Source organism: Saccharopolyspora sp. NPDC002578 (assembly GCF_053592695.1).
In genome coordinates this window covers 1-26,282 of record NZ_JBSFWJ010000040.1, presented here as the reverse complement: position 1 = coordinate 26,282, position 26,282 = coordinate 1, and the positions used below count along the sequence as shown (strand labels likewise).

28 protein-coding genes are annotated in these 26,282 nt (G+C 70.1%); 23 read left to right on the top strand and 5 right to left on the bottom strand.

The window, feature by feature from the left end:
- The first annotated feature begins 139 nt into the window (after nt 1-139).
- The 4 genes from ACWD38_RS19230 (at nt 140) to map (ending at nt 4,012) form a co-directional block, all read left to right on the top strand.
- On the top strand, nt 140-736 hold the full coding sequence (locus ACWD38_RS19230; protein WP_184476405.1) for a hypothetical protein: 597 nt from the start codon (nt 140-142) through the stop codon (nt 734-736).
- Nucleotides 737-1,060: 324 nt separating this feature from the next.
- On the top strand, nt 1,061-2,365 hold the full coding sequence (gene secY / locus ACWD38_RS19225) for a preprotein translocase subunit SecY (protein ID WP_184476407.1): 1,305 nt from the start codon (nt 1,061-1,063) through the stop codon (nt 2,363-2,365).
- 258 nt (nt 2,366-2,623) lie between these two features.
- Nucleotides 2,624-3,181 (top strand): adenylate kinase, encoded by a 558-nt coding sequence (locus ACWD38_RS19220; RefSeq protein ID WP_184476409.1) that lies wholly within the window; start codon nt 2,624-2,626, stop codon nt 3,179-3,181.
- Between the two features lie 39 nt (nt 3,182-3,220).
- Nucleotides 3,221-4,012: a type I methionyl aminopeptidase gene (map, locus tag ACWD38_RS19215; RefSeq protein ID WP_184476411.1), complete on the top strand. Its 792-nt coding sequence runs from the start codon at nt 3,221-3,223 to the stop codon at nt 4,010-4,012.
- Between the two features lie 93 nt (nt 4,013-4,105).
- Here map and ACWD38_RS19210 read toward each other — a convergent pair whose 3' ends face one another.
- Nucleotides 4,106-4,711: a methyltransferase domain-containing protein gene (locus tag ACWD38_RS19210; RefSeq protein WP_184476413.1), complete on the bottom strand. Its 606-nt coding sequence runs from the start codon at nt 4,709-4,711 to the stop codon at nt 4,106-4,108.
- Between the two features lie 313 nt (nt 4,712-5,024).
- Nucleotides 5,025-5,672 carry a class I SAM-dependent methyltransferase gene (locus ACWD38_RS19205; RefSeq protein ID WP_343071163.1) on the bottom strand — a complete coding sequence of 216 codons (648 nt, stop codon included), beginning with the start codon at nt 5,670-5,672 and terminating at the stop codon, nt 5,025-5,027.
- Nucleotides 5,673-6,329: 657 nt separating this feature from the next.
- On the opposite strand from ACWD38_RS19205, the gene infA reads away from it, so the two are divergent.
- From infA to ACWD38_RS19155, 10 genes are all read left to right on the top strand, one after another.
- Nucleotides 6,330-6,551, top strand: a complete 222-nt coding sequence (infA, locus tag ACWD38_RS19200; protein ID WP_009948665.1) for a translation initiation factor IF-1 — start codon at nt 6,330-6,332, stop codon at nt 6,549-6,551.
- A gap of 52 nt (nt 6,552-6,603) precedes the next feature.
- Nucleotides 6,604-6,717: a 50S ribosomal protein L36 gene (gene rpmJ, locus ACWD38_RS19195; RefSeq protein ID WP_184476415.1), complete on the top strand. Its 114-nt coding sequence runs from the start codon at nt 6,604-6,606 to the stop codon at nt 6,715-6,717.
- A 173-nt stretch (nt 6,718-6,890) separates the two neighbouring features.
- On the top strand, nt 6,891-7,271 hold the full coding sequence (gene rpsM / locus ACWD38_RS19190; RefSeq protein WP_184476417.1) for a 30S ribosomal protein S13: 381 nt from the start codon (nt 6,891-6,893) through the stop codon (nt 7,269-7,271).
- 25 nt (nt 7,272-7,296) lie between these two features.
- Nucleotides 7,297-7,701, top strand: a complete 405-nt coding sequence (gene rpsK / locus ACWD38_RS19185; RefSeq protein ID WP_184476418.1) for a 30S ribosomal protein S11 — start codon at nt 7,297-7,299, stop codon at nt 7,699-7,701.
- Nucleotides 7,702-7,724: 23 nt separating this feature from the next.
- A complete protein-coding gene (rpsD, locus tag ACWD38_RS19180; protein WP_184476420.1) occupies nt 7,725-8,330 on the top strand; it encodes a 30S ribosomal protein S4 in 606 nt (201 codons plus the stop codon).
- Between the two features lie 145 nt (nt 8,331-8,475).
- Nucleotides 8,476-9,558, top strand: a complete 1,083-nt coding sequence (locus ACWD38_RS19175; RefSeq protein ID WP_184476422.1) for a DNA-directed RNA polymerase subunit alpha — start codon at nt 8,476-8,478, stop codon at nt 9,556-9,558.
- 51 nt (nt 9,559-9,609) lie between these two features.
- A complete protein-coding gene (gene rplQ / locus ACWD38_RS19170; protein WP_184476424.1) occupies nt 9,610-10,149 on the top strand; it encodes a 50S ribosomal protein L17 in 540 nt (179 codons plus the stop codon).
- A 68-nt stretch (nt 10,150-10,217) separates the two neighbouring features.
- Complete coding sequence (gene truA, locus ACWD38_RS19165; protein WP_450124598.1) at nt 10,218-11,048, top strand: tRNA pseudouridine(38-40) synthase TruA; 831 nt, start codon at nt 10,218-10,220, stop codon at nt 11,046-11,048.
- Between the two features lie 675 nt (nt 11,049-11,723).
- On the top strand, nt 11,724-12,776 hold the full coding sequence (locus ACWD38_RS19160) for a C40 family peptidase (RefSeq protein ID WP_184477899.1): 1,053 nt from the start codon (nt 11,724-11,726) through the stop codon (nt 12,774-12,776).
- A gap of 144 nt (nt 12,777-12,920) precedes the next feature.
- Nucleotides 12,921-14,177, top strand: a complete 1,257-nt coding sequence (locus ACWD38_RS19155) for a basic secretory protein-like protein (RefSeq protein WP_450124597.1) — start codon at nt 12,921-12,923, stop codon at nt 14,175-14,177.
- A gap of 158 nt (nt 14,178-14,335) precedes the next feature.
- On the opposite strand, the gene ACWD38_RS19150 is transcribed toward ACWD38_RS19155, so the two are convergent.
- Nucleotides 14,336-16,138 carry an AMP-binding protein gene (locus tag ACWD38_RS19150; protein WP_184477900.1) on the bottom strand — a complete coding sequence of 601 codons (1,803 nt, stop codon included), beginning with the start codon at nt 16,136-16,138 and terminating at the stop codon, nt 14,336-14,338.
- A gap of 234 nt (nt 16,139-16,372) precedes the next feature.
- Here ACWD38_RS19150 and ACWD38_RS19145 point away from each other — a divergent pair, with 234 nt between their 5' ends.
- The 5 genes from ACWD38_RS19145 to ACWD38_RS19125 all read left to right on the top strand — a co-directional run bounded on the left by ACWD38_RS19145 (nt 16,373) and on the right by ACWD38_RS19125 (nt 20,621).
- Nucleotides 16,373-17,161, top strand: coding sequence for a metallophosphoesterase (locus ACWD38_RS19145; protein WP_184477901.1), 789 nt, complete (start codon nt 16,373-16,375; stop codon nt 17,159-17,161).
- Between the two features lie 75 nt (nt 17,162-17,236).
- Nucleotides 17,237-17,677 (top strand): SRPBCC family protein, encoded by a 441-nt coding sequence (locus ACWD38_RS19140; protein WP_184477902.1) that lies wholly within the window; start codon nt 17,237-17,239, stop codon nt 17,675-17,677.
- A gap of 182 nt (nt 17,678-17,859) precedes the next feature.
- Nucleotides 17,860-19,095, top strand: coding sequence for an ArsA family ATPase (locus ACWD38_RS19135; RefSeq protein WP_450124596.1), 1,236 nt, complete (start codon nt 17,860-17,862; stop codon nt 19,093-19,095).
- 30 nt (nt 19,096-19,125) lie between these two features.
- Complete coding sequence (locus tag ACWD38_RS19130; protein WP_246456692.1) at nt 19,126-19,665, top strand: hypothetical protein; 540 nt, start codon at nt 19,126-19,128, stop codon at nt 19,663-19,665.
- Nucleotides 19,659-20,621 (top strand): ROK family protein, encoded by a 963-nt coding sequence (locus ACWD38_RS19125; protein ID WP_184477904.1) that lies wholly within the window; start codon nt 19,659-19,661, stop codon nt 20,619-20,621. The genes ACWD38_RS19130 and ACWD38_RS19125 overlap by 7 nt, the downstream gene beginning before the upstream one ends.
- 9 nt (nt 20,622-20,630) lie before the next feature.
- On the opposite strand, the gene ACWD38_RS19120 is transcribed toward ACWD38_RS19125, so the two are convergent.
- Both ACWD38_RS19120 and ACWD38_RS19115 read right to left on the bottom strand, forming a co-directional pair.
- Nucleotides 20,631-21,074 carry a DUF308 domain-containing protein gene (locus ACWD38_RS19120; RefSeq protein WP_184477905.1) on the bottom strand — a complete coding sequence of 148 codons (444 nt, stop codon included), beginning with the start codon at nt 21,072-21,074 and terminating at the stop codon, nt 20,631-20,633.
- Entirely contained in the window at nt 21,071-21,838 is a 768-nt protein-coding gene (locus ACWD38_RS19115) for an alpha/beta hydrolase (RefSeq protein ID WP_450124595.1), read from the bottom strand. The genes ACWD38_RS19120 and ACWD38_RS19115 overlap by 4 nt, the downstream gene beginning before the upstream one ends.
- Nucleotides 21,839-22,014: 176 nt before the next feature.
- Here ACWD38_RS19115 and ACWD38_RS19110 point away from each other — a divergent pair, with 176 nt between their 5' ends.
- The 4 genes from ACWD38_RS19110 to ACWD38_RS19095 all read left to right on the top strand — a co-directional run bounded on the left by ACWD38_RS19110 (nt 22,015) and on the right by ACWD38_RS19095 (nt 26,156).
- A complete protein-coding gene (locus ACWD38_RS19110) occupies nt 22,015-22,782 on the top strand; it encodes a lysophospholipid acyltransferase family protein (protein ID WP_450124594.1) in 768 nt (255 codons plus the stop codon).
- 110 nt (nt 22,783-22,892) lie between these two features.
- Nucleotides 22,893-23,393, top strand: coding sequence for a polyadenylate-specific 3'-exoribonuclease AS (locus ACWD38_RS19105; protein ID WP_184477908.1), 501 nt, complete (start codon nt 22,893-22,895; stop codon nt 23,391-23,393).
- A gap of 149 nt (nt 23,394-23,542) precedes the next feature.
- Nucleotides 23,543-24,580, top strand: coding sequence for a 6-phosphofructokinase (locus ACWD38_RS19100; RefSeq protein WP_184477909.1), 1,038 nt, complete (start codon nt 23,543-23,545; stop codon nt 24,578-24,580).
- Nucleotides 24,581-24,770: 190 nt separating this feature from the next.
- Nucleotides 24,771-26,156, top strand: a complete 1,386-nt coding sequence (locus ACWD38_RS19095; protein WP_450124593.1) for a class II 3-deoxy-7-phosphoheptulonate synthase — start codon at nt 24,771-24,773, stop codon at nt 26,154-26,156.
- Nucleotides 26,157-26,282 lie beyond the last annotated feature (126 nt).

Below are 26,282 nucleotides of genomic sequence, written 5' to 3'. Positions count from 1 at the left end.
CGAGCCCAGTGCCCGTGATGAGCCCAGTGCCCGTGATGAGCCCGGTGCCCGTGATGAGCCCGGTGCTCTGGAAGTGCTCCCCGTCCTTGAACGCCTCGGCGGCGCCGTCCGGGTCCGCCGCCGAAAGAGAGGTCCACCGATGATCCACCGCATCGCCACCGCCGCCGCCACGGCCGCCGTGGCAGGACTGCTGGTCGTCCCGCCCGCCTCCGCGGCCGACGAACCCACCGCGCGCGAACTGCTGGAGAAGTGCGACAACGGCACCGACAGCTGCGTGTTCCACCCGGAGGGGGAGCCGGAGTACTTCCAGAACACCTCCGAGCTCGTCGGCAGCCCCACGTTCAACTGCACCGAGCTGCCGCAGCGGATGGGGGTGTCCTGGTCGGACACCACCTCCGAGAGCAACAGCCTCGGGCTGTCGATGTCGACCTCGTTCGGCGAGGTGTTCAAGGTGACCTTCAAGGCCAGCTACGGCCACGAGTGGAAGGAATCCCACACCGAGACCCAGACGACGAACATCGACGTCAATCCCGGTGACGCCGGGCGGGTCTTCCACGGGCCGAAGATGCAGAAGGTCAAGGGCACCTACGAGCTGCACTTCGAGGACAAGTTCTACGACCACTACATCTGGTACGTGCCGATGGAGGTCACCGGCCCCGCCGATTCCCAGGAGAGCACGATCACCCAGGACACCAGCCCGATGACCGACGAGGAGAAGTCGGCCAACTGCGGCTGATCCGCGGATCCGCGGGGCCTTCCGGCGCACTGCCGGGAGGCCCCGCGGCGGGTCGTGCGCAGGTCGGACCGGTCGGTGGACCGGGAGGGCCGCGCCGGCCGCGCTCCCGTCGGCGAACCCTCTTCCCGGTGCTGTGACCGGGAGGGTGCGGCGGATCACCGCCGACTGACGGAGCGTATTCGGCGACCTGCTAGAGTCGCCCAGGCAGCACCGTGCCGAGCACGGTGCTGTGGATTTTCCAGCCGTGCCGGCCCCGCGTACGAGGATTTGGGAAGCCGGCCATCGTTCGGCCGGTAACCCCGGCTTGCGCACCAGGAGGTTCGCGTGCTCGGCGCCTTCCGCTCGGCTCTGGCGACGCCGGACCTGCGCCGCAAGATCCTGTTCACACTGGGCATGGTCGTGCTGTACCGGCTCGGCGCCACGATTCCCTCTCCGGGGGTTTCGTACCCGAACGTCCAGCAGTGCTATCAGGAACTGCAGGGCAGTCAGAGTGTCTTCTCGCTGTTGAACCTGTTCAGCGGTGGCGCGCTGTTGCAGCTGTCGGTGTTGTCGCTGGGCATCATGCCCTACATCACCGCGAGCATCATCATCCAGCTGCTCCAGGTGGTCATTCCTCGCTTCGAGCAGTTGAAGAAGGAAGGGCAGTCCGGCCAGGCGAAGCTGACGCAGTACACCCGCTACCTGGCGATCGCGCTCGCGGTGCTGCAGGCGACGGGCATCGTCGCGCTCGCCGAGCGCGGCCAGCTGTTCCCCGACTGCTCCGCGGACGTCATCCCGGACAGCTCGGTGCTGAACCTCATCACCATCGTGGTCGTGATGACGGCGGGCGCCGCGCTGCTGATGTGGATGGGTGAGCTGATCACCGAGCGCGGTGTCGGCAACGGCATGTCGCTGCTCATCTTCACCTCGATCGCGGCCCGGATCCCCGCTGAGGGCGGCAAGATCCTGCAGACGCACGGCGGCCTGGTGTTCACCGTGGTCTGCCTGTTCGCGGTGGCGATCATCGCCACGGTGGTCTTCATCGAGCAGGCGCAGCGCCGGATCCCGGTGCAGTACGCGAAGCGCATGATCGGTCGCCGGATGTACGGCGGGACGTCGACGTACCTGCCGCTGAAGGTGAACCAGGCCGGTGTCATCCCGGTGATCTTCGGTTCCTCGCTGCTGTACCTGCCGCAGCTGCTCGGGCAGCTCGCGGGCAACCAGGACTCCTGGTGGGCGCGGTTCATCCAGACCTACATCGTCGACCCGTCCAGCTGGGTGCACATCCTGCTGTACATGGCGATGATCATCTTCTTCGCCTACTTCTACGTCTCCATCACGTTCAACCCGGAGGAACGGGCTGACGAGATGAAGAAGTTCGGCGGCTTCATCCCCGGCATCAGGCCTGGTCGGCCGACCGCCGAGTACCTGAGCTTCGTGCTGTCCCGCATCACGCTGCCCGGCTCGTTGTACCTGGGCATCATCGCGATCCTGCCGAACTTCTTCCTGGGCCTGACGGGCCAGGGCGGGAACCAGAACTTCCCGTTCGGCGGCACGGCGGTGTTGATCATGGTCAACGTCGGCTTGGACACCGTGAAGCAGATCGAGAGCCAACTCACGCAGCGGAACTACGAGGGTTTCCTCCGGTAAACTCCCCGAGTACGGATGGCGGACTCATTGTTTCGCATCGCGGAAGCTCATCGGCGTTCCGCATAGCGCGTGCATTATGGTGTTCGTCCGTGGCGACGTTCGGCGTGGCCCTGGCCTGGGCTGATACCAGGGCGGCCCGCCGAGCGTCGATCCCGCCGGGCAACGCGCGCGGCGATCAGCATCCGCACTCCACGGGGTGAGTGCGGAGCGCTCGACGAAGGTGGCTGCAGACCACCGCAATGATTCGGAGGCAGACCCTTGGTGCGATTGGTTCTCGTCGGCCCGCCTGGTGCGGGCAAGGGCACCCAAGCGGCCGTGCTGGGCGAACGGCTCGCCGTTCCGCACATCTCCACCGGCGACCTGTTCCGCGCGAACATCGGGAATTCCACGCCACTCGGGCAGAAGGCCAAGTCCTACATGGACGCGGGCGAACTGGTTCCCGACGAGGTCACCAACGAGATGGTTCGCGAGCGGCTGGCGGAGCCGGACGCGCAGGACGGGTTCCTGCTCGACGGATTCCCGCGGACGACGCCGCAGGCCGACGTGCTCGGCGAAATCCTGGCCGACAACGGCATGGAGCTCACCGCCGTCGTCCAGTTCGACGTGCCCGAGGAAGAGCTCGTGCGCCGCATGCTCGACCGCGGCCGGTCGGACGACACCGAGGACGTGATCCGGCGCAGGCTCGCCGTCTACCACTCGGAGACCGAACCGCTGCTGGACTACTACCGGGCCAAGGTCGTCAAGATCGACGCACTCGGCTCGGTCGAGGACATCACCGACCGCGCGCTCGACGCGTTGGGCCAGAAGAAGGCCTGACGGGCGCGCACCAGACCTGAGGAACGGACGGGAACACGGGTGTTTCGGCGAGGCAAGGGCATCGAGCTCAAATCGGTCGGCGAGATCGAGGCGATGCGGGCGGCGGGGCTGGTCGTGGCCAGCGCGCTCGCCGCGGTCTCCGCGAAGGCCGAACCCGGTGTCAGCACCGGTGAGCTCGACGAGGTCGCCGAGCAGGTGATCCGGGACGCCGGTGCCGTCCCGTCCTTCCAGGGCTACCACGGCTTCCCGGCGTCGATCTGCGCGTCGGTGAACGAGAAGGTCGTGCACGGCATCCCGTCGAAGTCCGAGGTGCTCGCCGACGGCGACCTGCTGTCGGTGGACTGCGGGGCCATCCTCGAAGGCTGGCACGGGGACTCCGCCGTCACCCTGTCGATCGGCGCGGTCAGCGAGCGCGACCAGGCGCTGTCCGACGCGACGCGCCAGGCCATGTGGGCCGGGTTGCAGCGGGCGCAGGCCGGAGCGCACCTGACCGACATCTCGCACGCCGTGCAGACCGCGGCGCAGGCGGCGGGCAAGTCCGACGGCATCGACTACGGGATCATCGCCGAGTACGGCGGCCACGGCATCGGCACCGAGATGCACATGGAGCCGTTCCTGCCGAACCTCGGCAAGCCCGGTCGCGGCCCGAAGCTGCGGGTCGGCATGGCGTTGGCGGTCGAGCCGATGCTGACGCTCGGCTCGGTGGACACCGTGGAACTGGACGACGAGTGGACCGTGGTCACCTTCGACGGTTCCCGCGCGGCGCACTGGGAGCACACCGTCGCGATCACCGAAGACGGGCCCTGGGTCCTCACCGCTCCGGAGCAGTGAGCCGAGCCCCTAGCCCGGCGTGAGAACACCTCTGACGCGAATGCCTCATCCGGCGGCGAGAGCCGTCCGGATGAGGCATTCGTCGTGCGGGGGTCAGTGCCGCGGGCGGCGGCAGACGTACACGCGGGCGGGCGGGACGTTGCGCCACACCGTGCTGCGCGGCAGCACTTCCTCGAAGGTCTCCCGCAGGATCTCGGTGAAGGCGATCGTGTTCGCCCGCCACAACGTCGTCACGTAGGTGACCGTGGTGAACACGCCTTCCTTCGTCAGCACCTTCGAGACCTCGCGCAGCAAGGCGCGTTGCTGGTCGGCGGGCAGCAGCGTCCACGGGATGCTGCTGATGACCGCGTCCACCTGGGTGCGGTTCGCCGCGGCGAGCAGTTCGACGAGGTGCCGGGCATCGCCTTCGATGACCTCCAGCCAGGGCTTCGTGGAGTTGAGGTACCGCACCAGCTCCGGGTCGATCTCCACGGCCAAGTGGTCGGAGCCGTCGGGCAGCCGTTCGCGCAACGCCCCGCTGAGCGCACCGGTGCCCGGCCCGAGTTCGAGCACCGTCGGCGTGCCGCTGGCCGGGACGACCTCCGCGACCGCTCTCGCGACGTGCTCGGAGGTGGGGAGCACGGCACCCACGGTGCCGGGCTGCCGGACGGCGCGCGTGACGAAGGTGCGGTACTCGCGCAGCTTGGCTTGCTTGCTCACTCGGCGCTCCAGGATCGGAAGAGAGGTCCTGGAGAACCGTAACGGCCCGCCCCCGGAATCCGGCGGTCCCGGATGCCGTGAGCGGGAAATCGCCCGGATCTGCCCCAAAGGGCACGGAGATCCTTTTCGGGGCATTTCCGGATCGTCGTTCTGGCGATGGCCGCGTCGCTGACCAGTGCTCGGGCGAGAGCACCGAAGGTTCTCGGTGCTCTGCTCACGAGGTCCGCTATCGGGGTCGCGGCCGCTCGAAGAATTGATCTCGAAGCGAAAAGCGCTCCGATCCCGCCGCAGCACAAGATCGAACGGCGTTTCGTCAGTGCAACGGGCGCCGGCAGATGTAATGCAGGATCGGCGGGAAGTTGCGCCACGTCGTGTGCGTGAGCACCTCGTCGAACGTGGTGGCCAGGCGGGTGCGGAACCGCTTGCCGCCGGGGTTGTGCTCCGCGGGCAGGTAGGTGAGCGCGGTGAACGCGCCGTGCGGGGCGAGCACCTTGGTGACCTCGCCGAGGACGCGGTCCTGTTCGTCGTCGGGGAGCAGCGACCACGGGATGCTGCTGATCACCGCGTCCACCCGGTCGACGCCCCGCTCGGCCAGCAGCGGGACCAGGTCACCGGCGTCGCCGTGCACGAGCTCCATCCACGGCGCGTGCGCCCGCAGGTGCTCCACCATCTCGTCGACGAGCTCGATGCCGATGTGCCGGGCCCCCGCGGGCAGCCGCTCGTGGATGCCGCCGCTGAGCGAGCCGGTGCCGGGGCCGAGCTCCAGCACGACGGGCGTGCCGGTGGTGGGCACCACCTGCGCGACGGTCGCCGCGACGGCGGCCGAGGTGGGGGTGGCCGCACCGACCTCCCGCGGATTGCGCACGGCACTGGTGAGGAACGTGCGGTATTCGGCGAGCCTGCCCACCGGTCCGGGCGACGGCTTCCGGGCGGCGGATGTGTGGTCCTGTTGCGCGGTCACTGCTCTCCTCGAAGCGCGGATCAGCGGTCGGAACGGGTGGCTGCGTTGGCGCCGGAACCGGAGCTGCTCGCGGGTTCCTCGGACGGAGCGCTGGGCGAATCCGAGTCGCCGGGGCTTTCCGCAACCGCGCCGGTCGACATCATCGTCGCGCCGACGGGTGAGATCGAACGTAGACAGCCCGCGAGCGGTGCCGCAACCACCCGAGTGGGGGGTGCGGTGGAGGTCTGCTCACACTCGCTCCCGCCCGTTCACCCACCGTCGATGCGCGCGCACCCACCGCGTTGACGCGCCCGCTCCGCGTGAGGGGCCCGGCGCCGGGGTGGATCGCGCGCGAGCGCCGAATCCGGACCGGCCCGCCGACCAGGGACGTTGTCCAGCCCCCGGATGAAGCCCGAATCGGCCTGCGCGTACAGTGGAGCAACGGCGCACTCATCGCGCCGGTTCGTCGTGCCTTGTGCTCGCAGGGGGCATTCCGGGGAGTTCGTCATCGGACTCATCGGCCGGGCCGTCCCACGGGCGTCTCGCGGTTCACCGCACACTCAGGGCAGTTCGGGCCGACCGGAGCGCGTCCGTCGCCGGTCCTGGAGGGAAGTCTCCGGGTCGGGTGGCCGAAGGCGCAAGCCTTACCAACCGTCACCGTCACGAAACGCGGAGGACATGGGCAAAAAAGACGGGGCCATTGAGGTCGAGGGTCGCGTGATCGAGCCGCTCCCCAACGCGATGTTCCGCGTCGAGTTGGAGAACGGGCACAAGGTCCTCGCGCACATCAGTGGCAAGATGCGTCAGCACTACATCCGCATCCTGCCCGAGGACCGGGTCGTCGTGGAGCTCTCGCCCTACGACCTTTCCCGTGGGCGCATCGTCTACCGCTACAAGTGACCTCCACGGTGTCCGGGAGACCGGGCACGCGTCCGAGCAGGAGAGCACGACCGTGAAGGTCCAACCTAGTGTGAAGAAGATCTGCGACAAGTGCCAGATCATCCGTCGTCATGGGCGGGTCCTGGTCATTTGCGACAACCAGCGCCACAAGCAGCGCCAGGGCTGATCGCGTCCGTCGCGGACATGTAGCCGTACTGACAATCCAAGGGAACTCCCCTCGCCTGCCGGCTCGTGAGTGAGCCGGTCCACCTCCGGTTCCAGGCCGGGGCTTCACGCCGGATGCGGTGTGGAGGCGGCAGGGGTTGCAGACCTGGAACGACACGAAGGAGACCTGCCTACATGGCAAGGATCACCGGTGTCGACCTCCCGCGTGACAAGCGCATGGAGGTCGCGCTGACCTACATCTTCGGGATCGGCCGCAGCCGCTCCCAGGAGATCCTGACGGCGACGGACATCTCGTTCGACGCGCGCGCGAAGGATCTCGACGATGACCAGCTCGCGAAGCTCCGCGAGTACATCGAGAACAATTTTCGGGTCGAGGGTGACCTGCGCCGCGAGGTCGCGGCCGACATCCGCCGGAAGATCGAGATCGGTTGCTACGAGGGGACGCGGCACCGCCGCCACCTCCCGTTGAACGGGCAGCGGACGAAGACCAACGCCCGTACCCGCAAGGGACCGAAGAAGACGGTCGCCGGCAAGAAGAAGGCCGGGAAGAAGTAAGCGTCGCTAGGAGACCACAACAGCTATGCCACCCAAGTCTCGCGCTGGCGCCGTCAAGAAGGTGCGGCGCAAGGAAAAGAAGAATGTTGCGCACGGACAAGCGCACATCAAGAGCACCTTCAACAACACCATCGTCTCGATCACGGACCCGACCGGTGCGGTGATCAGCTGGGCCTCCGCGGGCCACGTCGGGTTCAAGGGCTCTCGCAAGTCCACCCCGTACGCCGCGCAGATGGCCGCTGAGAACGCCGCCCGCAAGGCCGCCGAGCACGGCATGAAGAAGGTCGACGTCTTCGTGAAGGGTCCGGGTTCGGGCCGCGAGACGGCGATCCGCTCGCTGCAGGCCGCCGGCCTCGAGGTCGGCACGATCCAGGACGTGACCCCGCAGCCGCACAACGGCTGCCGGCCGCCCAAGCGGCGCCGGGTCTGATCGCGGGAAAGGAGTAGAAGAAGATGGCACGTTACACCGGTCCCGCGACCCGCAAGTCCCGCCGTCTCAAGGTTGACCTCATCGGTGGGGACCAGGCGTTCGAGCGTCGTCCGTACCCGCCGGGGCAGCACGGGCGCGCGCGCATCAAGGAAACCGAGTACCTGCTGCAGCTCCAGGAGAAGCAGAAGGCTCGTTTCACCTACGGCATCCTCGAGCGGCAGTTCCGCTCCTACTACGAGGAAGCCAACCGCCGCACCGGGCGTACCGGCGAGAACCTCCTGCAGCTGCTGGAGTCCCGCCTGGACAACGTGATCTACCGGTCCGGTCTGGCCCGCACCCGCCGGATGGCGCGGCAGCTGGTCAGCCACGGCCACTTCGTGGTCAACGGCACCAAGGTGAACGTTCCGAGCTTCCAGGTCTCGAAGTTCGACATCATCGACGTGAAGCCGAAGTCGGTGAACACCACGCCGTTCATCATCGCCAAGGAGACCTTGGGCGAGCGGCCGGTGCCGGCATGGCTGCAGGTCGTGCCGTCGAACCTCCGCATCCTGGTGCACCAGCTCCCGGAGCGCGCGCAGATCGACACCCCGGTCACCGAGCAGCTCATCGTCGAGTACTACTCGAAGTGATGCTTCCCGCCGGCGGCCCTCACCGGTCGCCGGCGGTGGCCGTCCGGGCGGCGGAGCCGGATTCCGTCGTCCGCTCGCGGTTCGCCGCGAGCTGCTATCGGATCGACGTCAAATAGCGGGCGTCGTGAGGTAAAGGAAACTCAACATGCTCATCTCCCAGCGACCCTCACTGGCCGAAGAGGCCGTGACCGAGACCCGCTCCCGGTTCGTCATCGAACCGCTGGAGCCCGGCTTCGGCTACACCCTCGGCAACTCGCTGCGCCGGACCTTGCTGTCCTCCATTCCCGGCGCGGCCGTCACCAGCCTGCGCATTGACGGTGTGCTGCACGAGTTCACCACCATTCCGGGCGTGAAGGAGGACGTCACCGACGTCATCCTGAACCTCAAGGAGCTCGTCACGAGCTCCGAGGAGGACGAGCCGGTCACGATGTACCTGCGCAAGCAGGGCCCCGGTGAGGTCACCGCGGCCGACATCGTGCCGCCGGCCGGGGTCACCGTGCACAACCCGGATCTGCACATCGCCACGCTCAACGGCAAGGGAAAGCTGGAGATCGAGCTCGTCGTCGAGCGCGGTCGCGGCTACGTCCCGGCGGTGCAGAACAAGCAGACCGGTGCGGAGATCGGTCGCATCCCGGTGGACTCGATCTACTCGCCGGTGCTGAAGGTGACCTACAAGGTCGAGGCCACCCGTGTTGAGCAGCGCACCGACTTCGACAAGCTGATCCTGGACGTCGAGACCAAGCCGTCGATCACGCCGCGCGACGCGGTCGCGTCGGCCGGTCGGACCCTGGTCGAGCTGTTCGGGCTGGCGCGCGAGCTCAACGTGGACGCCGAGGGCATCGAGATCGGACCGTCGCCCGCCGAGGCCGACACCATCGCGGCCTACGCGATGCCGATCGAGGACCTGGACCTGACGGTGCGCTCCTACAACTGCCTCAAGCGGGAGGGCATTCACACCGTCGGCGAACTGGTGTCGCGCAGCGAGGCGGACCTGCTGGACATCCGCAACTTCGGTGCGAAGTCCATCGACGAGGTCAAGCTGAAGCTGGTGGGTCTGGGACTGGCCCTGAAGGACAGCCCGCCCGGGTTCGACCCGTCGGCCGCGGCCGCCGAGTACGCCTCGGAGGGCTGGTCGGCGGACGACGACACCCCGCTGGGCTCCTTGTCGGTGGCCGAGGACAACGGCTACGACGACGGTCAGGACTACGCGGAGACAGAGCAGCTGTAGCTGTGATGCGCGGGAAGGGCCACCCGATCCGCGCCTTGAGAGGAGCAAGCGATGCCCACCCCCACCAAGGGAGCGCGTCTCGGCGGGTCGCCGTCGCACGAGCGGTTGATGCTGGCCAACCTGGCCACGTCGCTGTTCGAGCACGGGAAGATCACGACGACCGAGGCGAAGGCGAAGCGGCTGCGGCCGCTCGCCGAGCGCCTGATCACCAAAGCGAAAAAGGGCGACCTGCACAACCGTCGCGAGGTCATGAAGACCATCCGCGACAAGGACGTCGTGCACAAGCTGTTCGCCGAGATCGGTCCGCACTTCGCGGAGCGTCCGGGCGGCTACACCCGGATCATCAAGGCGATGCCGCGTCGCGGTGACAGCGCCAAGATGGCCGTGATCGCCCTGGTGACGGAGAAGACCGTCACCTCCGAGGCGGAAGCCGCCCGCGGCACCAAGTTCGCGAAGGACGCCGAGCCGGCCGCCGAGGCGACCCCGGCCGCGGACGAGTCCGCCGCGGTCGAGACCGAGGCCGTCGAGGCCAAGGCCGACGACGCCGCTGAGGCCAAGGCCGAGGAGGCCGAGAAGAAGGACGAGTCCTGATTCCGGTTTCTGACGCGTCGAACGAGCCCGTCGCTCCTTCCGGGGAGGGCGGGCTCGTTCGTCTTCGCTTGGACGTGTCCTACGACGGCACGGACTTCGCCGGTTGGGCGAAGCAGCCCGGGCAGCGCACGGTGCAAGGCCTCCTGGAGGACGCGCTGTCGAAGCAGCCGCCGGGCCGGGAGATGTCGCGATCCGTCGTGGTGGCGGGCCGCACGGACGCGGGCGTGCACGCCGACGGCCAAGTCGTGCACGTGGACGCCAAACCGTTCCGCTCCGCCGCCGAGGCGCGGTTTCCCGTTGACGCACAAGGGATTCCGCTCCTCGACCGGCTCGCGCACCGGTGGAACCGCATCCTGCCCGGCGACGTGCGGGTGCGCTCGGTCGTGCTGGCGCCCGACGGCTTCAACGCCCGCTTCTCCGCGCTGCGGCGGCACTACCGGTACCAGGTCTCGGACGCGCCGTGGGGCGTCGATCCGTCGCGGCGGCGGAACACCCTGGCGTGGAACCGCACCGTGGACGTCGACGCGCTGAACGCCGCCTCGCGGGATCTGTTGGGACTGCGGGATTTCGCCGCGTTCTGCAAGCCCCGCGACGGCGCGACGACCGTGCGCGAGCTGCAGCGCTTCGAGTGGGAACGGGTCGCCGAGCACCTGATCGTGGCCCGGGTGAGCGCGGACGCGTTCTGCCATTCGATGGTGCGGAGCCTGGTGGGCGTGCTGCTGCTGGTCGGCGACGGCCGCCAAGGCCGCGGTTGGCCCGCGGAACTGGCGGACTCCGCGGAACGCACCAGTGCGGTCGCGCCCGCGCACGGGTTGACGTTGGTGGGCGTCGACTACCCGGACACCGCGGAACTCGCGGCTCGTGCTGCCCTGACTCGCGCGGTGCGCTCGCTTCGGTGATTCCCGGCCGGTCGTTTTGCTCGGGTGGTCGGGTGGCGGAACCTCAGGTGTCTTCTCGCTGCGGGATCTTTTTCCCGAGTGGCTCCGCCACGAGGGAAAAAGATCCCGCAGCGAGAGACCGACTCAGAACCCGCGGCGGTGCCGGTGGGCATGGTGGTCGCTGCTCAGCGGCTTCGCCGCTGACAGGACGATGGTCGTGAATGCGGGGCGCTCGGCGCCGAGCGCTCACGGCGGACTCGGCTTCGGTTCGTCGTCGGGGCGCTGCGCAGGGGCTTGGCGGGTCGGGTAGTGGTGGATCTCATACGGAGATCATCCGGGGTGCTGGGCCGGGGCGGGGCGTGGTGGTGGTTTCGGGGAGGCGCTGGTCAGGAGACCGCGAGGCCGATCACGCTCCGCTCATGAAGATAATCCCATTGTGCTATTGCGGGGTGTTCAGAAGAATTACCCCCCCACTTCTGGACGTCACGCTTCACCTTTCGTAGCCTTACCGCGTCTTCGCGGCGATCAGCGACCCACTCCGGGTCCTCCGCGAAGCGCCGCCGAATCGGCTAGTCGGGGAGCCGAACCGGGAACCTGCCCCCGTGGGGTGTGCGGGCGCGAAGCCGCGCCCGGAGTCCGGGTCGCCCTGGACCACCACCTCCGCGTACTCGGTAGGCGGTCGACAACGAAGGAGCTATGCGCGACGTGGCGTCGCATCGATTGAAGCGCACGATGCGCGGAGCGCTGGCGGCCTCGGCGGTCCTCGCCGCCGTTGGCATGACCTCCGCGCCGGCGATCGCAGACCCCAACCTCCCCGACAACGCCTCGGACGCGGCCAAGCAGGTGCGGGAACTCTCGCACCAGGCCGAAGCCGTCACCGAGGAGTACAAGAAGGCCGAGGACGACCACGCGGCCAAGAAGGCGGAACTCGACCGGTCCACCGCCGAAGCGGACCAGGCCGAGCAGGTCGCCAACCAGGCCAGGGCCGAGGAAGAACGCTTCCGCGGCCAGGTCGACCAGCTCACCACCGCCTCCTACCAGGGCGCACGGCTGAACAAGCTGTCCGCGCTGCTGGTCAGCGAATCCCCGAACGACTTCCTGGACCGCGCTTCGGCGCTGGACGTGCTGGCCAAGGACAACAACGACGCGATCAAGCAGTTGTCCGCGGCGGTGCACCAGGCGGAGGACGCGACCAAGCGCGCGCAGGACGCCCGCAACCGCGCCGCTCAGGCCGAAGCCGACGCCGCCCGCATCCAGGGCGAGATCGGCAAGAAGAAGGCCGACATGGACGCCCAGGTCGCCAAGGTCAAGGAGCGCTACGCCGAGCTCAGCTCGGAGGACCAGGACTCCCTGACCGGTGGCGGCGAGACCGACTACCAGTCGCCCGGCGGCTCTGGTTCCGCCGCCGAGGCGGTCACCGCGGCGCTGAGCAAGCAGGGCTCGTCCTACGTCTACGGCGCCAAGGGCCCGAGCACCTTCGACTGCTCCGGCCTGATGCAGTGGGCCTACAAGCAGGCCGGCGTGAGCATCGGCGGCTCGACGAAGTCGCAGGTCACCGAGGGCAAGAAGATCTCGGCGAGCCAGCTCCAGCCGGGCGACCTGATCTTCTACTACAGCCCGGTCAGCCACGTGTCCATGTACGTGGGCAACGGCAAGGCCGTGCACGCCCCGACCGAGGGCGACGTGGTGAAGGTCGCCGACTACGACAGCATCGCGGACGTCTCCTCGATGCGGCGCATCGTCGGCTGACGTTCTGCCGAGCCCGCCTCGGCGGGTCTTGATTCGCACGGCGAGGGCCGTCGTCCCACCGGGACGGCGGCCCTCTCCGCGTGTGGGTGACCGGCGGGTGCTCGCGACGGGCCGCGGCCCGCCGCCCGACCTACGATCCGGCTCGTGCCTGGGGTCTCGAGGGGGTGGCCTGCGGCGGTCGCCGCCGCGGCCGCCTTGGCCGTGGGCGCGTTCGTCCCGTTCCCGGCCCAGGCGCCGACCGCACCCGTTTCCGGGCTTCAGAACGCCTCCGTGGCGACGCTGGAGCACGAATGGGAGTCCGTGCTGCGGGAGCGCGCCCGCGCGATTCTCACGAGGAATGAGGCGGCGTTCGCGGCGTCGCTCGATCCGGCGGCTCCGCCCGACTTCCAGCACCGCCAGCGCGAGCTGTTCCACAACCTGGCCGAGGTGCCGCTGGCCGAGTGGGACTACGACGTCCGCCCCGCCTCCGGTGCCTCCGCGAGCTCGGCGAACCCCGACGTGGTGCTGCGCTACGCGCTGGCCGGGGTGGACGCGGTGCCCACGGAACGCCCGGCGGGGTTCACCTTCACCCGGCGCGACGGGCGCTGGCTGCTCAGCGACGACGAGCGCGCCCGCGGCCAGGCGTGGCGGGGGCCGTGGGACTTCGGGCCGTGCCGGGTGCGGGCCACCCCGCACGGAATGATCATCGGGCACGACGGCTCCGAGGAGCTCGCGGACCGCCTGGCGGGCGAGCTCGACTCGGCGGTGGCCGCCGTGACCGACGTGTGGGGACCGGACTGGCGGCGCCAGGTGGGCGTGCTGCTGCCCCGTTCCCAGGAAGAGCTGCGGGAGTTGGTGGGCGCCGAGTTCGCGGTGGACGGCATCGCGGCCGTCGCCGTCGCCGACGAGGTGAACATCGCCGATCGGCGCGTCGAGGGACCGCGGGTCGTGTTCAACACCGCCACCGCGGACCGGCTCTCGGACACCTCGCTGCGGGTGGTGCTGCGCCACGAGATGACGCACGTGGCGGCGCGGGCGGACACCGCCGACGGCGCGCCGATGTGGTTGCTGGAGGGGTTCGCGGACTACGTGGGCTACCGCGACAGCGGACTGCCGCCGGAGCGCATCGCGCCGGACCTGGCGCGCCAGGTCCGCTCCGGTGCCGCGCCCGACGGCCCGCCAGGAGACCGGGACTTCCACACCTCCGGCGCGGGCTTGGACGCGGCCTACCAGCAGTCGTGGTCGCTGGTGGAGCACCTGGTGCGGCGGGTGGGGGAGCCGAAGACCGTGGAGCTGTACCGCCGCATCGCCTCGGTGGGCGCACCGTCCGAAGTGGACCCGGCGCTGCGCGAGCTCGCGGGCCTGTCCGCCGCCGAACTGGTCGAGTCCTGGCGCGCCGAACTCCACGACCGCTTCGGCTGAGCGGACCTCGGACGCGCGGAAGCCCGCGGCGATCGACTCACCGCGGGCTTCCGCAACGGCACCGGCCGAGAACTCGGCAGAGCCTGATCGTTGATCCGGTCGGTGGCGGAACCGCTGAGGTTCCGCCACCCGGACACCTGTGCAGGTCCGGAACCGGCTCAGGTGTAGATGGCCTCGATGTCCTGGGCGTGGTTCTCCGCGACCTTGTTGCGCTTGAGCTTCATGCTCGGGGTCATCTCGCCGGTGGCCTCGGTGAAGTCCTTCGCCAGGATGCGGAACTTCTTGATCGCCTCGGCGCGGGACACCGCCTTGTTGGCCTCGTCGATGGCCGACTGCACGTCGGCGTGCACCTCGGGGTCGTCGACGAGCTCGGTCAGCGGCGTGTCGGCGGAGCGGTTGTGGTTGTTCAACCAGGCAGGCAGGAACTCCGGGTCGAGGGTGACCAGCGCGCCGATGAACGGCTTCTTGTCGCCGACGACCATGCACTGGCTGATCAGCGGGTGCGCCCGCAGGTGGTCCTCCAGCACGGCCGGGGCGACGTTCTTGCCGCCCGCCGTCACGATGATCTCCTTCTTGCGGCCGGTGATCCGCAGGTAGCCCTCGTCGTCGAGGGAACCGAGGTCGCCGGTGTGGAACCAGCCGTCCTGCAGCGATTCCTTCGTGGCGGTCTCGTTGTTCCAGTACCGGCGGAACACCACGTCGCCCTTGATGAGCACTTCGCCGTCCTCGGCGACCCGGATGCTGGTGCCGGGGATCGGCCGGCCCACGGTCCCGATCTTGAAGCCCTCTTCGACGTTGACGGCCGCGGCGGCGGTGGTCTCGGTGAGCCCGTAGCCCTCCAGCACCGGCACGCCGACCCCGCGGTAGAAGTGCGCGAGCCGGTCGCCCAGCGGCGCCCCGCCGGAGACCGCGCCCAGGCAGCGCCCGCCCAGGGCGCCGCGCAGCTTGCCGTAGACGAGCTTGTCGAACACGAAGTGCTTGGCGCGCAGGCCCAGCCCGGGGCCGCCCGCGTCGAGCGCCTGGCTGTAGGCCACGGCGGTCTCCTCGGCGGCGTCGAAGATCCGGCCCTTGCCGTCGCCGTGGGCCTTCTGCTTCGCGGTGTTGTAGACCTTCTCGAACACCCGCGGCACGGCGAGGATCAGCGTCGGGCGGAACGAGCCGAGGTCGCTGACGAGGTCCTTCACGTCGCCGGTGTGCCCGAGCGTGGTGCGCGAGTAGACGCAGGCGGTGGCGATGGCGCGGGCCAGCACGTGCGCCATCGGCAGGAACATCAGCATCGAGTTGCCCTGCCGCAGCAGCTGCGGGAACACGCTCACGTCGCCGCGGACCTCGGCCAGCAGGTTGCGGTGGCTGAGCTCGCAACCCTTGGGGCGGCCGGTGGTGCCCGAGGTGTAGATGAGCGTGGCGAGCTCGTCGGCGCGGACTTCGCGGCGGCGCTCGTGGGCGGTCTGGTCGCTCACGTCGGCGCCGAGCGCGGTCAGCTCGTCGACGGCCGCGGTGGCTCCGCCGTCGGCGTCGATCTGCCAGACGTGCGCGACTTCGGGGAGCCGCTCGGCGACGGTGCCGACTTCGGCGCGGTGGGCCGAGGTCTCCACGAACGCGGCGCGCGCCCCGGAGTCGCCGAGGATCCACTCGACCTGGTCGGCCGCGGACGTCTCGTAGATCGGCACCGTGACGCAACCGGCGGCCCAGATGGCGAAGTCGAGCAGCGTCCACTCGTAGCGGGTCCGCGACATCAAGCCGATCCGGTCGCCGTGCTGCAGCCCGGCGGCGATGATCCCCTTGGACACGGCCAGGACCTGCGCGGCGAAGTCGGCGGCCGTGACATCGACCCAGGTGCCGTCGATCCGGCGCCGGAAGCTCACGGTGCCACCGAAACGTTCCGCGTTGGCCCACACCATGTCGGTGAGGTTCTCGTCTTCGGCCACGGCCTCAGTGGCAGGGACGCTGAACTCTCGCACCTTGAAACCTCCGATGGAACATGAAATGTGCGCACAACCTAACGCTGATAGTTACTGAGCGGTAGTCCCGAGTTCTTAATACGAAACTGGTTCGACTCGTTTCGGGCCGCCCGCCCGCAGCCTGCCACGCCGGGTCCAGCGGCGCACCGGTGCCCGGCGGACTCGTTTCCGCCGGTGGCGAGGATCATGGCAGGCTGTCGCACAGGTCGGCGGAACTGCGGTGAGGAGTAGATCGTGCGCGTGCACGTGGTGTCCGATGTTCATGGCAACGCCGAAGCCCTGAAACGAGCCGGTGACGGCGCCGACGCGCTGCTCGTGCTCGGCGACCTGATCGACTTCGTCGACTACCACGAGCACGGCCGCGGCATCCTGGGCGCGGTTTTCGGGGCCGAGAAGGTCGCGCACTTCGCCGAACTCCGGCGCAACCACCGCGGCGCCGAGATCGGCGCCTACGCCCGCTCGCTGTGGGCGTCGCTGGACGACCCGAAGCAGGTCGTGCGAGACGCCGTCCGCGAGCAGTACGCCGCGCTGTTCGCCGCGATGAGCGCGCCGACCTACGCGATCGCGGGCAACGTTGACGAGCCCGCGCTGTGGCCCGAGTTCGCCCGCGACGGCGTGCGCTTCGTCGACGGCGAGAGCGTGGAGATCGGCGGGCTGCGGTTCGGCTTCGTCGGCGGCACCGTGCTGTCGCCGGGCGGAGTGCTGCGCAAGGACGCCGCATGGGTGCCGTACCTGCGGCCGGAGGACGAGTACGACGGAGCCGTCGCCGCCCTCGACCCGGTGGACGTGCTCTGCTCGCACCTGCCGCCCGCGGTCCCGGAACTCGTCTACGACGTCATCGCCCGCCGCCCCGAGCACGGGTCGCGCGCGCTGCTGGAGCGCATCCACCGGGATCGGCCCCGGTGGTCGCTGTTCGGGCACGTGCACCAGCCGCTGGCGCAGCGGGTCCGCGTCGGCCGCACCGAATGCGTCAACGTCGGGCACTTCAAGCGCACCGAACGCCCTTACGTGCTGCAGTGGTGACCCGCCGCGGCGCGAGCGGTGGCACTCGCCCGCCGGTCGCGTCGGGGGTCGCCGCCGCCCTGTAATCTGCGCGGCATGGTCGATCAGTCCACGCACTCCATCGTGATCCAGGCAACCCCGGCCGAGATCATGGCGGTGATCTCGGACTTCGCCAGCTATCCGGAATGGGCGGAGGCGGTCAAGGAGACCGAGGTCCTCTCGACGACCGGCTCCGGCCAGGCCGAGAAGGTGCGGTTCGTGCTCGACGCGGGAGTCGTCAAGGACACCTACGTCAACGTCTACGAGTGGGCCGAGGACGGGCTCTCGGTGAGCTGGACGCTGTCCGAAGGGCAGGTGCAGAAGGCGCAGCAGGGCAGCTACCGGCTCAGCCCGCAGGGCGGCGAGACCGAGGTGACCTACAGCCTGGCGGTGGACCTGGCGATCCCGATGATCGGCATGTTCAAGCGCAAGGCCGAAAAAATGATCATGAACACCGCGCTCAAGGAGCTCAAGCGCCGGGTCGAACCCGGTACCTGAGCGCCCGCCCGGCCGCTCGTCCCGCTGCCGGTCGACGCGGCCGTGCGCTGCGGCGGGAGCGGAGATCCAGTAGTACAGAGGCAGACCGGATACCCGATCCGGGCGCGGGGTCGTTCGACCCCGCCTCCGCCCGGCCGTGATCAGCCCCGATCAACGCAGCCCCGATCCCCCAGAGACCGCCCTTGCGCATCCTCTTGTTCACCGGAAAAGGCGGCGTCGGCAAGACGACCCTCGCCGCCGCGACCGCCGCGCGCTCGGCGGAACGCGGGCAGAAGGTGCTGGTCGTCTCCACCGACCCGGCGCACTCCCTCGGCGACGCCTTCGGCGCCGCGCTGACCGGCGAGCCCCGCGAAGTCGAACTCCACGACGACGCGGCGGGCTCCGCTCGCCTCGCCCGGCTGCACGCCGCGGAGGTGCAGACCCGCGGGTTGCTCGACGAGGCGTGGACCGAGCTGCGCGAGCACCTGCGCACGATGCTGCTCGGCGCGGGCATCAGCGAGCTCGACGCCGAGGAGCTCACCGTGCTGCCCGGCGTCGAGGACCTGCTGGCGCTGGCCGAAGTGCACCGGCTCGCCGACAGCGGCCTGTGGGACACCGTGATCGTCGACTGCGGCCCCACCGCCGAGACCCTGCGGCTGCTGGCGCTGCCCGAATCGCTGTCCGGCTACCTGGAGCGGCTGTTCCCCACGCACCGGCGCATGGTCCGCGGACTGCTCGCGGGTGTCGCGGGCAGCGAGAACGTGGACCGCTGGGACTCGGTGGCCGACGCGCTGGGGCGGCTCGCGGACCGGTTGCAGGCGTTGCGGGACATGCTGCTGTCCGCCGACACCTCCGTCCGGCTGGTGCTCACCCCGGAGGCGGTGGTGGCGGCCGAGACCAGGCGCACCCTGACCGCGCTGGCCCTGCAGCAGATCCGGGTGGACGGGCTGGTGGTCAACCGGCTGGTGCCGCATCCGGGTTCGGCGCGCGGCGAGGCGGCGACCTGGTTGCGCACGCGGCGCAAGGAGCAGGACGACGTGATCGCCGGGGTGCGGGCCGCCACGGAACTGCCGTTGCGCACCGTGCTGCACCGCGCGGCGGAACCGGTCGGTGCTGCCGCGCTGCTGGAACTCGGCGATGAGCTGCACGCCGACGACGAGCCGCCGCGGGCCGCCGCGAGCGCGCCCGCCATGGAGCTCGGTGGCGGTGGGCGGGCGCTGGATTCCGAGTACACGTTGCGGTTGGCGTTGCCGCTGCACGACGACGCCGACGTGGACCTGGCCCGGATCGGCGACGAACTCGCGATCACCGTCGACGGCAGGCGCCGGCTGATCGCCCTGCCCGCGGTCCTGCGCCGCTGCACCGTGGTGGGGGCGGTGGCGGGTGATGACGGTCTGGTCGTGTCGTTCCGGCCGGACCCCGAGCAGTGGATGCGATGAAGTCCCCGACCAGTGGATGTGGTGGACCAGATGCGTGGTGAACATCCCGATCCCGCAGGGACGGGTGCGGCTACCGCCGAGGGCGCGCCGGGCGCGGGCGCCGGGCGGGACCGGGTGACCGAGGAGTTCCGCCTGCTGCTCGACGCGGCGGCGTGGCGTGCCGAGGAGTACCTGCGCGGCGCCGGCGGGGCCGAGCACGCCGAGCACGCCGCCGACGACGCGGACGGAACCGGCCAGGGCTCGGACCGGCGACGATCGGAATCGGCGAGCTCGTGCGGCTGGTGCCCGATCTGCGCGGTCGTGGCGTTGCTGCGCGGTGAGCGCCCCGAGCCGACCTCCCGGTTGACCGAGCAGCTCGCCGGACTGGTCGAGCTGCTGCGGGAATCCCTCGCCGAACACGGCCGCGCGCCCGCCGAACCGGCGCCGCCGACCGCTCCCGGCGACTCCGGCGACGCCGAGCCGCCGGCGCCGAAGGTGCAGCGGATCGACGTGCGCCGGGTCCGCGGCCGGGCCGCCGCGCACGTCCCCGCAGCGGGACGGACCGCCGCGACCGGGGAGTCCGAGTGCTGACGGTCGGCGTCGACGTCGGCGGCACCAGCCTGCGCGCCAGCGTCGTCGACCCGCAGGGCACCGTGCTGGAAACGCTGCGGGTCCCCTCCGCGGGCACCGGACCCGAGCTCGACTCGGCGATCGCCGACACCGTGCTGTGCCTGGCCGACCGGTACCCGGTGGCGGGCGTCGGGCTCGCCGTGGCCGGGTTCGTCAGCGAGGACCGGCGGGTCGTGCGGTTCGCCCCGCACCTGCCGTGGCGGCACGTGGCGGTCGCCGACAACATCGCCGCCCGCGTCGAGCTGCCGGTCGTCCTGGAGCACGACGCGAACGCCGCGGCCATCGCCGAGCAGCGCTTCGGCGCCGCCGCGGGCGCGAAGGTCGCCGCCCTCATCGCGCTCGGCACCGGCATCGGCGGCGCGCTGGTGCTCGACGGCGACGTGTTCCGCGGTGCCCACGGCGTCGCCCCCGAACTCGGGCACCTGCGCCTCGTCCCCGGCGGCCGGGCCTGCCCCTGCGGGAAGCGGGGGTGCTGGGAGCGCTACTGCAGCGGGACGGCGCTGGCCACCACCGCGCTGGAGATGCTCGCGGAGGACTCGTCGTCCCCGCTGGCGGCGGAGGCCGCCAAGGACCCGGGCGAGATCACCGGGGAACGCGTGGCGCAGGCCGCCGAGCAGGGCGATCCGGTGGCGGCCCGCGCGGTCGGCGAACTCGCCCGCTGGTTCGGCGAAGGATTGGCGCTGGTCGCGGACGTCTACGACCCGGAGGTCGTGGTCCTCGCCGGCGGTGTCTCCGGTTCGGCGCACCTGTTCCTGCCGGAGGCCCGCAGGCACTACGCCGCGGCGGTCACCGGTGCCGGGCACCGCCCGCTCGCCCAGGTCCGAGTGGCCAAGCGTGGCGACGAAGCGGGGATCGTCGGAGCGGCCACCCTCGCCCGCGAGCACATCGCGAGCACGGCGCGCACCTCCACCCGCTGACCGCTCGGCTCAGAGCTGGGCGCCGTCGTCGTCCGGGGGCGTCTTGCGCATGCGGAACAGGAGCCAGCCGATCCCGCCGCTCACCGCGACCAGGCCGATCGGCAGCGCCGCCGTGGGGCCCAGCCCCAGCAGGCCCGGCACCAGCAGCAAGGTCATCCCGATCACGACCAGGGTGATCCCGCCGATGGTCGTCACCGTCGGCCGTGGCATCGGCGGCGGCTCCGGCGGCTCGTAGTGGCCCTCGTCGGGGACGTCCGCGGGCGGCGTCCAATCCCGCGGCGCCGACTCGGCGACCTCCGGTTCGGCGGCCCGTTGCGGCTCCTCTGAGCTGGTGCGCGTCGACTCCTCGGGCCAGCGCGCCATCGGCTCGTCCCGTTCCAGGCCGGCGACGATCTCGGCGAAGGCGGCGTCGATGTCCTCAGGGCCATCGGCGTTCTCATGACGCGTGCTCATGCTGGTTCCTCGACGCGCTCGCGGTGGATCCGGTGGACGAACTCGACGCTACCGGCGAACACCGACGGCGCGTCGTGGTCGAGGGTCGCCACGTGGAAGCTGTCCCGCAGCACGACTTCGGTGACGTCGCCGCTTCGGATGCCGTCCAGCACGATCCGGGAGTTCGCGGGTTCGACGACGTGATCGGTCGCCGAGCGCATCAGCAGCACCGGCTGCCGCACCCGGCCGAGGTCCGCGCGCACCAGCCGCCACAACCGCTGCAGGCTCGCCGCCGCGCGCAGCGGAGTCCGGTCGTAGCCGACTTCGACGGCGCCGGGCTTGGCGATGTCGCCGGCCACCCCGGCGATGGACGGCACCACGCGGGACAGCGCGGGCAGCAGGAACGCGTCCCGGCGCAGCGTCGTCACCGACGGGTTCACCAGCACGATCCCGGACAGCTCCGGGTGGTTCTGGGCGAGCCGCAGCGTCAGCGTGCCGCCCATCGAGAGCCCGAACGCGAACACCGAGCGGCACCGCCCGTTCAGCTCCGCGAGTTCCCGATCGACGGCGGCGTACCAGTCGTTCCAGCCGGTGCGGTTGAGGTCCCGCCAGTCCGTGCCGTGGCCGGGAAGCCGCGGGCAGCGCACCGTGATCCCGTCGGCGGCGAGGTGCTCGCCCCAGCCCCGCATGCTCTGCGGCGTTCCGGTGAACCCGTGGCACAGCAGCACACCGATGTCCTCGGACCCGTCGTGCACGAACGGTTCGGCGCCGGGAAGAACGGGCACCGCAGCCTCCCTACCGCAATCAGTCCGCCGCTACTGGTTCATCGTCGCACGCGAGGGGCCTCCGCGGGGCGATCTCCAGGTGCCTGATCCATCTCAACCGGGGTCGCATTGTGCGCGGTGACCGGGCTCCGTAACCTTGAACGAGGCATTCCGGGTGTTCAGAAAGGCAGCGGCGCGTGCTGTACTGGGTGATGAAGCGCATTGTGCTCGGTCCGCTCATGAGGCTGTTCTGCCGTCCACGGGTGGAGGGCGTCGAGCACGTGCCGGAGTCCGGCGCGGCGATCCTGGTCAGCAACCACGTCGCGGTCGCCGACTCGTTCTTCATGCCGCTGATGATGCCGAGGCGGGTGACGTTCCTGGCCAAGCGCGAGTACTTCACCGGCACCGGGATCAAGGGCAAGCTGCAGAAGTACTTCTTCTCCGGCGTCGGCCAGGTCCCGATCGACCGCTCCAGCGGTGCCGCCGCGCAGGCAGCCCTGGACACCGGGGTGCGGCTGCTGCAGGAGGGCAAACTGCTCGGCGTCTACCCCGAGGGCACCCGTTCGCCCGACGGCCGGCTCTACAAGGGCAAGACCGGGGTGGCGCGGATGGCGCTGGAAGCCGACGTGCAGGTGATCCCGATCGCGATGTTCGGCACCGACAAGGTCAACCCCATCGGTTCGAAGATGTGGTACCCGCACAAGGTCACCGTGAAGGTGGGCGAGCCGCTGGACTTCTCCCGCTACGAGGGCCTGGCGGGCGACCGGTTCGTGGAGCGCTCGATCACCGACGAGATCATGTACGCGCTGATGGAGCTCTCCGGCCAGGAGTACGTGGACGTCTACGCCTCGAAGGCCAAGGACGACCTCGCGGCCGAGGGCAAGCACGTCGCGGGCTGGACCGTGCAGGGCCGCTCCGAGAAGCCCGGCGGCGCCGACCGGGTTCCCCGCTCCCAAGCGGGCTGAGCGGGCGCGGCGCGCGGCAGCGCGAACCGGCCCGCACTAGCGACGGCCGTCGGCGGCCCGCGCCAGAGGGTCGGCCCCTGCCGGGTGAACGGCCTCTTTACGCTGGAACCGTGCGGTTCTTTTACGACTGTGAATTCATCGAGGACGGTCAGACCATCGACCTGGTGTCGATCGGGGTGGTGGACGAGACGGGGCGGGAGTTCTACGCCGTGTCCACCGAGTTCGACGAGTCCCGGGCCGGGCAGTGGGTGCGCAGGAACGTGCTGCCGCAGCTGCCACCGCCCGCGGACAAGTCCTGGCGTTCCCGCAGCCGGATCCGGGACGACCTCTACGAGTTCCTGACCGCACGCGATCAGGACATCGAGCTGTGGGCCTGGCTGGCTTCCTACGACCACGTGGCGCTGGCGCAGTTGTGGGGCGCGATGCCCGCGCTGCCGCCGCGGATCCCGAAGTTCACCCGGGACCTGCGGCAGCGCTGGGAGGACGTCGGCAAGCCGCGGCTGCCCTCCGCGCCGGCCAACGCCCACGACGCGCTCGCCGACGCTCGCCACAACCTCACCCGGTGGAAGATCATCGAAGAGGTGCAGCGCAAGCGCGGTTTCCCCGTGTGATCGCGCGCTGACCAGGTGTTCCGGTCGACCGGGTGGGCGTGCTGCCCGGTTCGTCCCCCGGACGGAGTACTTGCTGCACCGATACAGGCCGTGACAGGCTCGCCACGAGATCCAGATCACTGTGGAGCGGATCAAGGGAGGCGGCGACGATGCCGGCTGGAACGCGTATCGGTGTGTTGACCGGTGGCGGCGACTGTCCAGGGCTGAACGCGGTGCTGCGCGCGGTGACGCGCAAGGGCATCGCGGTGCACGGGCACGAGATCGTCGGTTTTCGCAGCGGTTGGCAAGGACCGCTGGAGGGCAACACCATGCCGCTCGGGCTGGACGCGGTGGAGGACATCCTCGCCCGCGGCGGCACGATCCTCGGCTCGTCGCGCACCAACCCGTACAAGGAGACCGACGGGGTCGAGCGGATCAAGCGGACCCTCGCCGAGCACGAGGTGGACGCGCTGATCGCGATCGGCGGCGAGGACACCCTCGGCGTCGCCGAGCGGCTCACCCAGGACGGCGTTCCGGTGGTGGGCGTGCCGAAGACGATCGACAACGACCTCGACGCCACGGACTACACCTTCGGCTTCGACACCGCGGTGCACATCGCCACCGAGGCCATCGACCGGCTGCGCACCACCGCCGAGTCGCACCACCGCGCGCTGGTCGTGGAGGTGATGGGCCGCCACGCCGGGTGGATCGCGCTGCACGCCGGGCTGGCCGGGGGAGCGAACGTGATCCTCGGGCCGGAGAAGCGGTTCAGCGTCGACCAGGTCTGCGACTGGGTGCAGCAGCGCTTCGAGCGGCAGTACGCGCCGATCATCGTCGTCGCCGAGGGCGCCATCCCGCAGGACGGCGAAGAGGTGCTGCAGACCGGGGAGACCGACGCGTTCGGGCACGTCCGGCTCGGCGGCGTCGGCACCTGGCTGGCCGACGAGCTGTCCCGGCGCACCGGCAAGGAATCCCGCGCCGTGGTCCTCGGCCACACCCAGCGCGGCGGTACGCCCACCGCCTACGACCGGGTGCTCGCCACCCGGTTCGGACTGCACGCCGTGGACGCGGTGAGCGAGGGCGCGTTCGGCAAGATGGTCGCGTTGCGCGGCACCGACATCGTGCGCGTCCCGCTGGCCGAGGCGACGGCGAAGCTCAAGACCGTCCCGCTGTCGCGCTACGCGGAAGCCGAAGTCCTGTTCGGCTGACCGCTGGACCAGGACCGACGACGCCGCCCCGCCGGGGGTCCACCGGAGGGGCGGCGTTCCCGTTCGCGCGGTCCGGGCGAGCCGCCGGGGGCGGTTGAGCGGGTGAATCGATTCGTCCTGCGGGTGACCGACGTGCGTTCCGTCTCTCCCGCGTGAAAATCACTGGCCAATACGGCCTATCCTGGCAAATGTGAATTGGACCGTCGATGTTCCGGTTGATGAGCTGCCGGAACTTCCTCCGCTGCCCCCTGAGATGCGCGCCCTCCTGGACGAGGCGCTGACGCTGCCCGCCGCACAGCAGCCCGAGTGGCCCGAGGAACAGGTTTCCAAGGTCCGCAAGGTGCTGGAGAGCGTGCCGCCGGTGACCGTCCCCTCCGAGGTCGACCGGCTGCGCGGCCAGCTCGCCGCCGTCGCTCGCGGTGAGGCGTTTCTGCTGCAAGGCGGAGACTGCGCGGAGACCTTCGCGGACAACACCGAGCCGCACATCCGCGGCAACATCCGCACCCTGCTGCAGATGGCGGTCGTGCTCACCTACGGCGCGAGCATGCCGGTGGTGAAGCTCGGCAGGCTCGCCGGGCAGTACGCCAAGCCGCGGTCCAGCTCGACCGACGCGCTCGGCCTGCCCAGCTACCGCGGCGACATGGTCAACTCGCTGATCGCCACCGAAGAGGCCCGCAAGCACGACCCGTCGCGGCTGATCCGGGCCTACGCCAACGCGAGCGCCGCGATGAACCTGTCCCGCGCGATGACCAGCGGTGGCATGGCGGCGCTGACGAAGGTGCACGACTGGAACAAGGACTTCGTGCTCAACTCGCCCGCCGGGGAGCGCTACGAGTCGGTGGCCGCGGAGATCGACCGCGGCCTGCGGTTCATGGCGGCCTGCGGGGTGGACGACTCCAGCCTGCACGCGGTCGACCTGTACGCGAGCCACGAGGCGCTGGTCCTGGACTACGAGCGGGCCATGCTGCGGCTGGACAACTCGCAGGGCTCGCCGCGGCTGTTCGACCTGTCCGGGCACTTCCTCTGGATCGGGGACCGCACCCGCCAGCTCGACCACGCGCACATCGCGTTCGCCGAGCAGATCGCGAACCCGATCGGCCTGAAGATCGGGCCGACGACCACGCCGGAGATGGCCGTGGAGTACGTGGAGCGGCTCGACCCGAACCGCGAACCCGGCAGGCTCACGCTGATCAGCCGGATGGGCAACGGCAAGGTGCGAGACCTGCTGCCGCCGATCGTGGAGAAGGTCACCGCCGCCGGGCACCAGGTGGTGTGGCAGTGCGATCCGATGCACGGCAACACCCACGAGGCCAGCACCGGCTACAAGACCCGGCACTTCGACCGCGTCGTCGACGAGGTGCAGGGCTTCTTCGAGGTGCACCACCGGCTCGGGACCCACCCCGGTGGCATCCACATCGAGCTGACCGGTGAGGACGTCACGGAGTGCCTCGGCGGCGCTCAGGACATCTCCGACACCGACCTCGCGGGCCGTTACGAGACGGCCTGCGACCCGCGGCTGAACACGCAGCAGTCCCTGGAACTCGCCTTCCTCGTCGCGGAGATGCTGCGTACTTGAGGTTGGTTCTCGGTATTCGGCCTGCTTAGCGGGTCGGGTGGCGGAACCTCAGCTGCTTCCTCGCTGCGGGATCTTTTTCCCGAGTGGCTCCGCCACGAGGGAAAAAGCTGTCCTCGCGAGGAAGCA

Coding starts and splice junctions, on each gene's coding strand:
- ACWD38_RS19175 (WP_184476422.1), top strand. CDS start 8,476: ATGCTCATCTCCCAGCGACCCTCACTGGCCGAAGAGGCCGTGACCGAG.
- rpsD (WP_184476420.1), top strand. CDS start 7,725: ATGGCACGTTACACCGGTCCCGCGACCCGCAAGTCCCGCCGTCTCAAG.
- ACWD38_RS19120 (WP_184477905.1), bottom strand. CDS start 21,074: ATGAGCACGCGTCATGAGAACGCCGATGGCCCTGAGGACATCGACGCC.
- ACWD38_RS19140 (WP_184477902.1), top strand. CDS start 17,237: ATGGTCGATCAGTCCACGCACTCCATCGTGATCCAGGCAACCCCGGCC.
- ACWD38_RS19160 (WP_184477899.1), top strand. CDS start 11,724: ATGCGCGACGTGGCGTCGCATCGATTGAAGCGCACGATGCGCGGAGCG.
- rpsM (WP_184476417.1), top strand. CDS start 6,891: ATGGCAAGGATCACCGGTGTCGACCTCCCGCGTGACAAGCGCATGGAG.
- infA (WP_009948665.1), top strand. CDS start 6,330: ATGGGCAAAAAAGACGGGGCCATTGAGGTCGAGGGTCGCGTGATCGAG.
- ACWD38_RS19230 (WP_184476405.1), top strand. CDS start 140: ATGATCCACCGCATCGCCACCGCCGCCGCCACGGCCGCCGTGGCAGGA.
- ACWD38_RS19130 (WP_246456692.1), top strand. CDS start 19,126: ATGCGTGGTGAACATCCCGATCCCGCAGGGACGGGTGCGGCTACCGCC.
- rpsK (WP_184476418.1), top strand. CDS start 7,297: ATGCCACCCAAGTCTCGCGCTGGCGCCGTCAAGAAGGTGCGGCGCAAG.
- ACWD38_RS19100 (WP_184477909.1), top strand. CDS start 23,543: ATGCCGGCTGGAACGCGTATCGGTGTGTTGACCGGTGGCGGCGACTGT.
- rplQ (WP_184476424.1), top strand. CDS start 9,610: ATGCCCACCCCCACCAAGGGAGCGCGTCTCGGCGGGTCGCCGTCGCAC.